Here is a 12,036-nt window from a genome sequence, read left to right as displayed (position 1 = left end):
CTGCTGGTGGCGGTGGTGGTGATCCTGCGGTTTCAGCTGACCGAGCAGCGCTTGAGCGAAATCCGCATCGGCCTGGAAGCGCGAAGGGGGACCGTCTGATGACGCCCCGCCACCTGCTCTCGCGCCGCCAGGCGGTGAAGGCCGCGTTGGCCGGCACGTCGGCATCGGCTTCAGCACAACCGCGAGAATGTCGTCACTTGCACGACTCGCACGGCAACGGCAAGACCTGGCAGCAGCACCCTGGCAGATGGAGGTCTCAGACCTTCATCACAATGCGTGCGGCGGTTTCGTCAGCCTCGGGCCGGCGCTGTTCAAGTGCAGGTAAGGTGCGCGCTCGCAACTTCGTTTACTGAGGACTCACGATGTGAGTGAGATCCCCACACCACAATCGTCAACGGCAACCCAGCCAACAGCAACTATTCCACGGAGACAACATCATGCGTCGTAGCACCTTCCTCGGACTCGGCCTTCTGCTTGCACTTGCGCCTGGTGCATCCCTTTGGGCACAAGGCAAAGGTACCGTCGGCATCGCCATGCCCACCAAGAGTTCCCAGCGGTGGATCGCCGACGGCGACAACATGGCGAAAGCCTTCAAGGCGCTGGGCTACCAGGTCGACCTGCAGTATGCGGACGACGAGATCCCCGTCCAGCTCTCCCAGGTCGAGAACATGTTGACCAAGGGGGTCAAGGCGCTGGTCATCGCCTCGATCGACGGGAACACGCTGTCCGGTGTGCTTCAAAAGGCTGCCGAGAAAGGCGTCAAGGTCGTCGCCTATGACCGGCTGATCCGGGGCTCCAAGAACGTCGACTACTACGCGACCTTCGACAACTTCCAGGTCGGCGTGCTGCAGGGCCAGTCCATCGTCGACCGACTCGGCCTGAAGCAGGGCAAGGGCCCCTTCAACCTCGAAGTGTTCGCGGGCTCGCCCGACGACAACAACTCGGCCTTCTTCTACGACGGTGCGATGAGCGTCCTCAAGCCCTATCTCGACAGCGGCAAGCTCGTCATCCGCAGCAAGCAGCTTGGCGCGATGAAGGTCGGCATCCTGCGTTGGGATGGCTCGACCGCCCAGGCGCGCATGGACAACGTGATGTCGGCCTTCTACGGCAAGGACAAGCTGCACGCCGTGCTGTCTCCGGCAGACATTCTGTCGATCGGCATCATCTCGTCGTTGAAGGGCGTCGGCTACGGCACGCCAAGTCAGCCGATGCCGATCATCACCGGCCAGGATGCCGACCTGCCATCGGTCAAGGCCATCCTGCGCGGCGACCAGGCCTCCACCGTGTTCAAGGACACGCGCCAGCTGGCCAAGGTGACGGCCGACCTCGTGGACGCCGCGATCAGCGGCCGCACGCCGGTCGTGAACGACACCAAGACCTACAACAACGGTGTCAAGGTCGTGCCGTCCTATCTGCTCAAGCCGGTGGCGGTGGACGCCACGAACTGGAAGCCCTTGCTGGTGGATAGCGGCTATTACAAGGAAAGCCAGCTGAAATGAACTCCCTCGTCCAAGGCGTACCTTGGCCGGTCCCCCGAGGGGACGGCGATGCTTGCCGGATCAACCGGCAAGCACATCGCCATGGCGGGATCGATCACCCCAATGGATAGGACGATGGCAAGCAAAGAATCGAGCGCGCTGCTGGAAATGCGCGCGATCTGCAAGAAGTTCGGTAGCGTGGTCGCGCTGCGCCATGTGGACCTGGTGGTGCAGCGTGGAGAGATCCACGCCATCGTCGGTGAAAACGGCGCGGGGAAGTCCACGCTGATGAAGGTGCTGTCCGGCGTCTACCCGCATCCGGAGTACGACGGCGAGATCTGGTTCGACGGGGAACTCCGGCGCTTTGAGGGCATCCGGCACAGCGAGCAACTGGGCATCGCCATCATTCATCAGGAGTTGGCGCTCATCCCCCAGCTCTCGATTGCCGAGAACCTGTTTCTCGGCCACGAGCAGGCACGGCACGGGATCATCGACCGCACCCGCACCCACGAACGCGCCGTCGAGCTGCTGCGTCAGGTCGGCCTGGAGGAGTCTCCGGGCACGCTGATCGGAGACATCGGCGTGGGCAAGCAGCAGCTCGTCGAAATTGCCAAGGCGCTCGCGAAGGACGTCAAGCTGCTGATCCTCGATGAGCCGACGGCAAGCCTCAACGAGGACGACAGCAAGGCCCTGCTCGAGCTGCTCAAGCAGCTGCGCACACGGGGCGTCACCTGTGTGCTGATCTCCCACAAGCTCAACGAGATCGCCGAAGTGGCGGATGCGGTCACGGTGCTGCGTGACGGTTCGAGCATCGCGACGATGGACTGCAGCGCAGCCCCGCCCGAGGAAGCCACGATCATCCGCGCGATGGTCGGGCGCGAAATGAAGGACCGCTATCCGAAGCGCGTATCCAACCCTGGCGACGTTCTCTTCGAGTTGCGTGACTGGTGGGTGGAGCACCCGCTGCATGTCGGGCGGGAAGCGGTCAAGGGCGCGAACCTGAATGTCCGCCGCGGCGAGATCGTCGGCCTCGCGGGCCTGATGGGGGCCGGCAGAACCGAACTCGCGATGAGCGTCTTCGGCCGCTCCTGGGGCCGGCGCATTCGCGGCTCGACGTGGATGAATGGCCGAGAGGTCGATGTTTCCACCGTGCAGCGCGCCATCAAGGCCGGCCTGGCCTATGTGACCGAGGACCGCAAGGCGCTCGGTCTCGTCCTGCACGACAGCATCGCTCGCAACACCAGCCTGTGTCGTCTTGAAGGCATCTCAAGCCTGGGCGTCGTCGACGATGCCAAGGAGCACGAGGTCGCTGAGGACTTCCGCAAACGGTTGAGCACGCGCTGCTCGGGCGTGCAGCAGCAGGTTGGACAGCTGTCGGGCGGCAACCAGCAGAAAGTGGTGCTGGCCAAATGGCTGTTCACCGAGCCTGATCTGCTCATCCTCGACGAGCCCACCCGCGGCATCGACGTCGGTGCGAAGTTCGAGATCTACAGCCTGATCGCGAGCCTGGCCGCCGAAGGCAGGGCCATCCTGATGATCTCCTCGGAACTCCCCGAGTTGCTCGGCATGTGCGACCGCCTCTACCTCATGAACGAGGGTGCGCTTGTTGGCGAGATGCCCGCAAAAGGCGCCACCCAGGAAACCGTCATGCATGCCCTTCTGGGCACCCATTGAAACGAACTCCAATGCTTCCCTCTTCCTTGCGCACTTTCCTGTCCTCGCACCTGCGGGACTACGGCATGTTGCTGACGCTCGTCGGCATCATGGCCTTTTTCCAGGTCGTCACCAACGGCATCCTGATGCAGCCGTTGAACCTCACCAACCTGTTCCTTCAGAACAGCTACATCATCGTCATGGCGCTGGGCATGCTGCTGGTCATCGTGGCGGGGCACATCGACCTTTCCGTCGGGTCGGTGTGCGGCTTTGTCGGCGCGCTGGCGGCCGTGCTCATGGTCCAGATGAACTGGCCCATCCTGCCCACCCTGGCAGCCTGCCTCGTCGCCGGCGCCCTCATCGGCGGCGTTCAGGGCTGGTTCGTGGCCTATCTGAAGATCCCGTCCTTCATCGTCACGCTCGCCGGCATGCTGGTGTTCAAGGGCCTGGCGCTGGCGCTGCTCGGCGGGCAGTCCGTCGGCCCCTTCCCTGAAAGCTTCCAGCTCCTCAGCAGCGGTTTCCTGCCCGATCTGCCGGCTGGCGATGAGCGCCACCTCACTTCGCTGTGCATCGGCTTCGCGTTGATCGCGGTGCTCGCCGTAAGGGAAGTGGCCGCGCGCCGCAGGTCGACAGCGCTCGGGACCGCAGCTGAACCCGTGGTGCTTTTCTTGCTGCGCCTGCTCGCGCAGTCGGTTGCCCTGGGCGGTCTGGTCTGGCTGATGGCATCGTACAAAGGCCTGCCCAATGTGCTGCTGCTGATGACCGTGCTGATCGCCATCTATGCCTTCGTCACTCAGCGAACGACGCTGGGTCGCCGGGTCTATGCCCTGGGCGGCAATGAGCGGGCCGCACGCTTGTCGGGCATCCCGACGGAGCGGCTGACGTTGATGTGCTTCGTCAACATGGGTGTGCTGGCCGCTCTTGCCGGCCTGGTGTTCGCGGCGCGTCTGAACACCGCGACGCCGAAGGCGGGTCTGGGCTTCGAGCTGGACGTCATCGCCGCCTGCTTCATTGGCGGCGCCTCTGCGTCCGGCGGCATCGGCAAGGTCCTCGGTGCGGTGATCGGCGCCTTCATCATGGGCGTCATGAATAACGGCATGTCCATTCTGGGCATCGGCATCGAGTGGCAGCAGGTGATCAAGGGCGTCGTGCTGCTGGCGGCCGTTGTCTTCGACGTCTACAACCGCCGAAAGGGTTGATCTGCCGGCCATGCCTGCCGCAAGCCAGGCCAAGGTGCTGAATCGCAGTGCATGGGTGCAACAGGGCCGGTTCACCTTGGTCGCGGTTGCGCTGGCCTGGGTAGGGGCCAGTTCAGCCGAGCCGCCTCCGCTTCGCATCGTTGCGCCGACAAACCAATCGATGCCGCTGCTCAGGATGGTGCAGAACAAGCCCGTCGACGGCCTGCTGAAGGACCTCGGCGAGTTGCTCGCAAAACGTCTTGGGCTGAGCGACGACTTCCTCCCTTTTCCCAGCAAACGCGCGGCCCGAGCGGTGGCATCTGGCGCCGCCGATCTGCTTTGCTATGTCAAACCTGAATGGTTTGAGGACAAGCTGCTGTGGACGCGCCCATTCCTGTCAGGCACCGGCATCATCGCCGCAGGTCTGAACGCTGCTGCGGTGGTGCAGCTTCGAGATCTGCGCGACGAACGTCTGGGCACGGTGTTGGGCTATCGCTATCCGGTACTCGACCAAGCCTTCGGGCAGGACGTCCGCCGCGAGGATGCGGCTGATGCAGAGACGAATTTGCGCCGTCTCGCATTGGGCAGGATCCACTACGCGGTGACCGACCGCGCTGCGTTGGACCACTTCAAGAAGATGCATCCCGAACCGGAGTTGCGAGAGGTGATCGAAGTCGAACACTACCAACTCGGCTGTGCACTGTCGCCGCACAAGGCCAACCTGCTGCAGCCCCTCAATCGAGCCATCGACCAGATCCTTGCCGATGGCTCGCTGGCCAAGCTGCTGAATCGCTATCGCTGAGCCTGCGGCCACCTTCGACGCCGAGCCTGACAGCGTTCAGCAACCGGCGCCGGCTGCGCTCCTGAGTTCCGGGTATCTACTGGTCTTACCAAATTGCTTATGTGGCAAAGTGGCATGACCGAAACTTTCCCGTTGCCACTCTCCTCGCCAATGAGCTCTCTGCCAGCTGAGTCCAGCGTCGCGCCCCTGCTCAGCATGGCGGGTGTCCGCAAACGGTTCGATAACGTCGTCGCGTTGTCTGGCGTAGCGCTGGACGTTCACGGCGGCGAAGTGCACGCCATCTGCGGTGAGAACGGCGCCGGCAAATCGACGTTGATGAAGATCCTCAGCGGCGTCTACACGCCCGACGAGGGCCACATCACCATCGACGGCGAGCCCGTGCGCGTCAACGGTCTGCACCATGCGCAGGCCCTGGGCATCGTGATGATCCATCAGGAGCTGAACCTGGTGCCCCACCTCACGGTGGCCGAGAACATCTGGCTCGGCCGCGAACCGCGCCGGGGCTGGTTCGTGGACAGTGCCCGCCAGCGGGACGGGGCGCGTGCCTGCCTGCAGCGCCTGGGCGTGGACATCGATCCCGACGCCGCAGTGTCGACCTTGTCCATCGCCCAACAGCAGATGGTCGAGATCGCCAAGGCACTGTCCATGGACGCCCGGCTGCTCATCATGGACGAGCCGACGTCCTCGCTCGGCGAGGCCGACGCGGCGCGGCTGCTCGCCGTCGTCAACGAACTCAAGCGCGCGGGCGTCGGCATCGTCTACATCTCGCACCGGCTCGACGAGCTGGACCACATCGTCGACCGGGTGACCATCCTGCGCGACGGCCACTACATCGCCACGCGCCTGTGGGCCGACACGTCCATCGACGAAATCGTCAGCCTGATGGTGGGCCGGGAGCTGAACCAGCAGTTCCCCCCGGCAACGCGGCAGCCCGGTAGCGAAGTGCTGCTGCGCGTTCGCGGCCTGCGTCGCGACGGCGTGTTCGGGCCGCTGGACCTGGAACTGCGCCGGGGTGAGATCCTGGGCTTTGCCGGCTTGATCGGCGCCGGCCGTACCGAGGTGGCACGGGCGATTTTCGGTGCGGACCCGGTCGACGCCGGAGATGTCGAACTGGCCGGTCAGGCCTTGTCCATCCGCTCTCCGCGCGATGCCATCCGCGCCGGCATCGCCTACGTTCCCGAAGACCGCAAGACGCACGGGCTGGCCGTGAAGATGAGCGTGGCCCACAACATCACACTGGCCAACCTGGGCTCGCTGGCGAGCGGCCTGGGTTTCGTCGACGCGGCGCGCGAGCGCTCGACCGCCGAGCGCTTCATCCAGCAGTTGTCCATCCGCACGCCTTCACCCGAACAGATCGCGCGCCTGCTGTCGGGCGGCAATCAGCAGAAGGTGGTCATCTCCAAATGGCTGTTCCGCGAGGCCCGCGTCATCATCTTCGACGAGCCAACCCGCGGCATCGACGTGGGCGCCAAATACGCCATTTATGAACTGATGGACCGGCTCGCCGCCCAGGGCATCGGCGTCGTGCTGATCAGCTCCGACCTGCCGGAAGTCCTGGGCATGAGCGACCGCGTGGCCGTGTTCCGCCAAGGCCAGTTGGCCAGCCTGCTGGACACCCGCGGGTGCACCCAGCAGGACGTCATGCACCACGCCTCCGTGGGCGCGACCACCGCCGCCAAACCCTCCCCGGCGGCACTTGAACCGATCCTATGAACGACCGCCAGAAAGACCTCATCCAGAAATTCGCCGCGCTCGCCGGCCTGCTTGCGCTCGTGCTCGTCTTCTCGCTCAGCGGCGACGCCTTCTTCTCGCTCGGCAACGCCATGACCGTGTCGCTGCAGGTGACGACCATCGTCTATCTGGGCATCGGCGCGACCTTCGTCATCCTGACCGGCGGCATCGACCTGTCGGTCGGCTCGGTGCTGGCCCTGTCGGGTGTGGTGGCGGGCATGTTGGTCAAGGCCGGCATGGGCGTGCCGCTGGCAATGTCGCTGGGTGTGGTGGTCGGCGCGCTGTGCGGCGCCGTCAACGGGCTGTGCGTCACGCGGCTGCGCCTGCCGCCCTTCATCGCGACGCTGGGCATGATGCTGGTGGCACGCGGCATCGCGCTGCAGCTGACGGATGCGCGGGCGATCTCCGGCCTGGGCGAGGCCTTCGGCGTGCTGGGCAACGGCGCGCTGTGGCGCATCGAGGAGATCGACGCGCAGGGCTTTCCTAACGTCATCTTCCCCGGCATTCCCTACCCGGTGCTGCTGATGATCGTGCTGGCCGTGGCGGCCGGCATCCTGCTGCGCCGCACGACGCTCGGGCGACACATCCATGCCGTCGGCTCCAACGGCGAGGCGGCGCGGCTGTCGGGCGTGAACGTGACGGGCGTGGCGATGTTCGCCTACGTCGCCTCGGGCGCGCTGGCCGGGCTGACGGGCTGCGTGCTGATGTCGCGCTTGGTCACGGCGCAGCCCAACGAAGGCGTCATGTACGAACTCGACGCCATCGCCGCCGCCGTCATCGGCGGCACCTCGCTGATGGGCGGCATCGGCACCATCTCCGGCACCGTCATCGGCGCCTTCGTCATCGGCATCCTGCGCAACGGGCTGAACATGAACGGCGTCTCCTCCTTCTCGCAGCAAATCATCATCGGGCTGGTCATCCTGGTCACCGTCTGGATCGACCAACTCCGCAACCGGCGCTGAAGACCGGCCAACTCAACCGAGACATCCACATGCCCAATTTCTTGCGCCGCACCCTGCTCAGCCTCTGCGTTGCCGCGCTCACCAGCGGCGCCCAAGCTGGCGAGATCGCCGTCATCGTCAAGACCACCAACTCGACCTTCTGGCAGAACGTCAACAAGGGCGCCGAGGCCGCCATCAAGGAAACCCCGGGCCACACGCTGACCTTCTCCGGCCCCGCCAGCGAATCCGCCATCGCCGACCAGGTCAACATGGTCGAGAACGCCGTCAACCGGCACGTGGCCGGCATCGTGCTCGCACCGTCTGACCCGGATGCGCTGGTACCGGCCATCAAGAAGGCCTGGGAGGCCCGCATCCCGGTCGTGCTGATCGACTCGCAGGTGTCCGAGGCAGGCAAGGCCTACTACCAGTCCTTCCTCACCACCGACAACCGCGCCGCCGGCGAGCTGTGCGCCAAGGAAATGATTGCCAAGGTCGGCAGCACCGGCAAGGTGGCCATCATGTCCTTCGTCGCCGGTGCCGGGTCTGAGGTCGGCCGCGTCGGCGCCTTCAAGAGCTATCTGCAGGCCCACTCCAAGCTGGAGATCGTCGGGCCCTTCTACTCACAGTCGCAAATGGCCACGGCGATGAACCAGACCACCGACGTGCTGGCCGCCCACCGCGACCTCAAGGGCATCTTTGGCGCCAACGAGCCCACAGCCGTCGGCATGGGTCGCGCCCTGGTCCAGAGCGGCCGCGCGGGCAAGCTGGTCGCCATCGGTTTCGACGGCAACCAGGACCTGCAGAAATTCGTGCAGGACGGCGCGCTGGCGGGCATCGCCGTGCAGAGCTCCTTCCAGATGGGCCAGCTCGGTGTCAAGACCATCAACGATGTGCTGCAGAAGAAGCCCGTGCCCAAGTTCCGCGACACGGGTGTGGTCTGGGTCACCAAGGGCAACCTGCAATCGCCCGAGGCCAAGGCCGTCCTGTATTGACTTGTGCCGCAACGGCTTCCCCACTGAACATGAATAGCGCCCCCCACCTCAGCGCCGCCAGTACGGACGCTCGGCTGACCCAGCTGGGCCTGGGTGCGGCCGCACTGGCCGGCCTCTATGACGCCGTGGACGACGCCACGGCGGCGGCGACGCTGCAGGCCGCATGGGACGCGGGCGTGCGCTATTTCGACACCGCGCCTTTCTACGGCTACACACGCAGCGAGCGCCGCGTCGGGGAGTTTCTGGCCGACCGACCGCGCGACAGTTTCGTGCTGTCCACCAAGGTCGGGCGACTGATGGTGCCCGATGCCAACGTCAAGCCCGGCAGCGACGGCTGGGCCGCTCCCCTGCCCTTCCGTCCGGTCTACGACTACAGCTATGGCGGCGTGCGTCGCTCGTTCGAAGACAGCCTGCAGCGTCTGGGCCTGACCCAAATCGACAAGCTGCTGGTGCACGACATCGGCAGCCTGACGCATGGCGACCACCACGAGTTCCATTGGCGCGCGCTGACCGATGGTGGCGGCTTGCGTGCGCTGGAAGAACTGCGCAACGAAGGCGCCGTCCGCGAGATCGGGCTGGGTGTCAACGAATGGGAGATTGCGCAGGTCGCCCTGAACGTCGCGCCGCTCGATTGCGTGCTGCTGGCCGGCCGCTACACGCTGCTGGAACAGGGCAGCCTGGACTTTCTGAACCATTGCGCCGCGACTGGCGTGAACGTCATCGTCGGTGGGCCCTTCAATTCCGGCCTGCTGGCGGGCCAAGCCAAATACAACTACGGCGCCGTGCCGCCCGAGGTCATGCGCCATGCCCAGGCGCTGGAGATGACCTGCGCCGAGTTCGGCGTGCCGCTGCAGGCCGCTGCGCTGCAGTTCCCGCTCGCGCACCCGGCGGTGAGCTGTGTGCTGGCGGGCATGCGCTCCCCCGAGCAGGTGGCCGCCAATGCGGGCTGGATGGCCAGCGCCATTCCGCGCGAACTCTGGCTGGCGCTGCGTGAGCGCGGCCTGATCCACATCGCCGCGCCGCTGCCGGGCGACGCCGCCGAGGAAGACTCATGATCGTCGACGCACACCAGCATTTCTGGCGCCTGCAAGACCGGCAAGGCCAATGGCCGCCGGCATCGCTGGAAGCCATCCACCACGACTTCGGCCCGCCGGACCTGGTCCCGCATCTGCAGGCTGCGGGCGTGGACGCCACCGTGCTCGTGCAGTCCCTGCCCAGCCTGACCGACACGCACTGGATGCTGTCGGTTGCCGAGAGAACGCCCTGGGTGCGCGGCGTCGTCGGCTGGGTGGACTTCAAGGCGGCGGACGCGCCCGAGCAGATCGCCGAGCTGGCCCGCCACCCACGGCTCAAGGGCCTACGGCCCATGCTGCAGGACCTCCCAGACGACGACTGGATCGCGGACCCGGCCTGCGACCCTGCGGCCGAAGCCATGCAGCGCCACGGCCTGGTTTTCGACGCGCTGGTGCTGCCGCGCCAACTGCGCGGACTGAGCCGCTTCGCGCAGCGGCACCCGGGCCTGAGCATCGTCATCGACCATGCCGCCAAGCCCCTCATCGCCCAGGGCGAGATCGAGCCCTGGCACAAAGACATGGCTGCGCTGGCCGCCCTGCCCCAGGTCCACTGCAAGATCTCCGGCCTGCTGACCGAGGCCGGCGAGCGTCGCAACGCCGCCGATCTGCGCCCCTACACCCAGGCACTCTGGGAACTGTTCGGCCCCAGCCGCTTGCTGTGGGGCAGCGATTGGCCCGTGTTGCGCCTGGCCGCCAGCTATGCCGACTGGTGGGAACTCGCCCACCTGCTGGCCCGTCAATTCAAACCCTCACCCCACCCAGACGACCTCCGTGCGCTCTTCGGAGACAACGCCGTTCGCTTCTACCGCCTCGAACCATGCTGACCGTCACCTGCGAATCCCCCGGCACCCTCGTCGCCCAGCAACACCCGCGCCCTGTGCGCGCCGACCGTGAGGTCCTGGTACGTGTGAAGCGGGTGGGCGTCTGCGGCACCGACCTGCACATCTTCACCGGCCACCAGCCCTACCTCAAATACCCGCGCGTCATGGGGCATGAGCTGTCCGGCATCGTCGAAGAGGCCGACGCCGACAGCGGCCTGGCGCAGGGCGACGCGGTGTATGTGATGCCCTATATGTCCTGCGGCCACTGCATCGCCTGCCGCCAGGGCAAGCCCAATTGCTGCGTGCGCATCGAGGTGCTCGGCGTGCACCGCGACGGCGCCTTTGCCGAGTTCATCAGCGTGCCGCAGCGCTTCGTCGCCAAGGCCGAAGGCATCACGCTGGACCAGGCCGCGATGCTGGAGTTCCTCGCCATCGGCGCGCACGCCGTGCGCCGAGGCGAAGTCGCTTCGGGCCAACGCGTGCTGGTGGTCGGCGCCGGCCCGATCGGCCTGGGCGCCATGATCTTCGCGAAGCTGCGCGGCGCGGTCGTCACGGCAATTGACAACCGGAAGGACCGCCTCGCCTTCGCGCTCAACCAGTTGGGCGTGGCCGCCGCCGTGCCCCTGGGCGAAGGCGACGAGGAGGAACTTTCGCGGCTCACCGAGGGTGAGTTCTTCGACGTGGTGTTTGACGCCACAGGCAGTGCCCAGGCCATGGAGCGTGGGTTCCGCTTCATCGCCCACGGCGGGCGCTACGTGCTGGTGTCCATCGTGCAGGGCGCCATCAGTTTTTCTGACCCGGAGTTTCACAAGCGCGAGGCCACGCTGCTCAGCAGCCGCAACGCGACGACGGAGGATTTCGAGACGGTCATGAAAGCCATCCGCGAGGGCCTCGTGCCCGATGCCGCGCTGGCCACGCACCGCATGGCGCTGGCCGACGTACCGGCCAGCTTCTCGCGCCTGCTGGACCCGAGTGAAGGTGTCATCAAAGCCCTCATCGAGTGTTGAACGTGAAGCCCCTCGTCCAAGGCATACCTTGGCCGGCCCCCCGAGGGGGCGGCGATGCTAGCGGCATCGAGCCGCAAGCACATCGCCTGACGGGCCGGCTTGGGAGCGGCCCGGCGCACGGCCCGAAGAACATGGCCCGTAGCGCCATTTGCCGCTGATATGGACATCGCCCCACCGCAACGCCTGTGCGCATCTGCCGAGCTGGAAGATCGCGGCAAGGCGGTCAGCTTCGACGTCATTCAATGGCGCGAGCCCGTGCGTGCGTTTGCGCTGCGCTTCGACGGCCGCGCCGTGGCCTACCTCAACCGTTGCGCGCATGTACCGGCCGAGATGGACTGGAAGGAAGGCGAGTTCCTCGAC

The 12,036-nt window shown here is 66.0% G+C and carries 10 protein-coding genes and 1 pseudogene; all 11 read left to right on the top strand.

The genetic code is table 11. The annotated features are described in order from the left end of the window. The first annotated feature begins 437 nt into the window (after positions 1 to 437). Positions 438 to 1,499, top strand: coding sequence for a multiple monosaccharide ABC transporter substrate-binding protein (gene chvE / locus ABIS05_RS06475; RefSeq protein WP_348013081.1), 1,062 nt, complete (start codon positions 438 to 440; stop codon positions 1,497 to 1,499). 114 nt (positions 1,500 to 1,613) lie between these two features. Beyond that, a complete protein-coding gene (mmsA, locus tag ABIS05_RS06470; protein WP_348013083.1) occupies positions 1,614 to 3,152 on the top strand; it encodes a multiple monosaccharide ABC transporter ATP-binding protein in 1,539 nt (512 codons plus the stop codon). Positions 3,153 to 3,163: 11 nt separating this feature from the next. After that, complete coding sequence (gene mmsB / locus ABIS05_RS06465; protein ID WP_348013080.1) at positions 3,164 to 4,330, top strand: multiple monosaccharide ABC transporter permease; 1,167 nt, start codon at positions 3,164 to 3,166, stop codon at positions 4,328 to 4,330. Positions 4,331 to 4,340: 10 nt separating this feature from the next. After that, positions 4,341 to 5,111, top strand: coding sequence for a transporter substrate-binding domain-containing protein (locus tag ABIS05_RS06460; RefSeq protein WP_348013079.1), 771 nt, complete (start codon positions 4,341 to 4,343; stop codon positions 5,109 to 5,111). Between the two features lie 150 nt (positions 5,112 to 5,261). After that, the gene (locus tag ABIS05_RS06455; RefSeq protein ID WP_348013078.1) at positions 5,262 to 6,824 is read left to right on the top strand and encodes a sugar ABC transporter ATP-binding protein; all 1,563 of its coding nucleotides are present in this window, start codon (positions 5,262 to 5,264) and stop codon (positions 6,822 to 6,824) included. After that, on the top strand, positions 6,821 to 7,804 hold the full coding sequence (locus ABIS05_RS06450) for an ABC transporter permease (protein WP_348013077.1): 984 nt from the start codon (positions 6,821 to 6,823) through the stop codon (positions 7,802 to 7,804). The genes ABIS05_RS06455 and ABIS05_RS06450 overlap by 4 nt, the downstream gene beginning before the upstream one ends. Positions 7,805 to 7,833: 29 nt before the next feature. Next, entirely contained in the window at positions 7,834 to 8,775 is a 942-nt protein-coding gene (locus ABIS05_RS06445; RefSeq protein WP_407074882.1) for an ABC transporter substrate-binding protein, read from the top strand. A 29-nt stretch (positions 8,776 to 8,804) separates the two neighbouring features. Beyond that, positions 8,805 to 9,830 (top strand): aldo/keto reductase, encoded by a 1,026-nt coding sequence (locus tag ABIS05_RS06440; RefSeq protein WP_348013076.1) that lies wholly within the window; start codon positions 8,805 to 8,807, stop codon positions 9,828 to 9,830. Further along, positions 9,827 to 10,672, top strand: a complete 846-nt coding sequence (locus ABIS05_RS06435; RefSeq protein WP_348013075.1) for an amidohydrolase family protein — start codon at positions 9,827 to 9,829, stop codon at positions 10,670 to 10,672. Before ABIS05_RS06440 ends, ABIS05_RS06435 begins: the two co-directional genes overlap by 4 nt. Further along, positions 10,666 to 11,676 carry a zinc-binding alcohol dehydrogenase family protein gene (locus tag ABIS05_RS06430; RefSeq protein ID WP_348013074.1) on the top strand — a complete coding sequence of 337 codons (1,011 nt, stop codon included), beginning with the start codon at positions 10,666 to 10,668 and terminating at the stop codon, positions 11,674 to 11,676. Before ABIS05_RS06435 ends, ABIS05_RS06430 begins: the two co-directional genes overlap by 7 nt. Positions 11,677 to 11,835: 159 nt before the next feature. Continuing rightward, positions 11,836 to 12,036, top strand: a pseudogene (locus ABIS05_RS06425) (Rieske (2Fe-2S) protein); the annotation flags it as partial.

The organism is Roseateles sp. (genome assembly GCF_039929605.1).
Lineage (GTDB): Bacteria > Pseudomonadota > Gammaproteobacteria > Burkholderiales > Burkholderiaceae_C > Pelomonas.
This window is presented reverse-complemented; position numbering and strand designations above follow the sequence as displayed.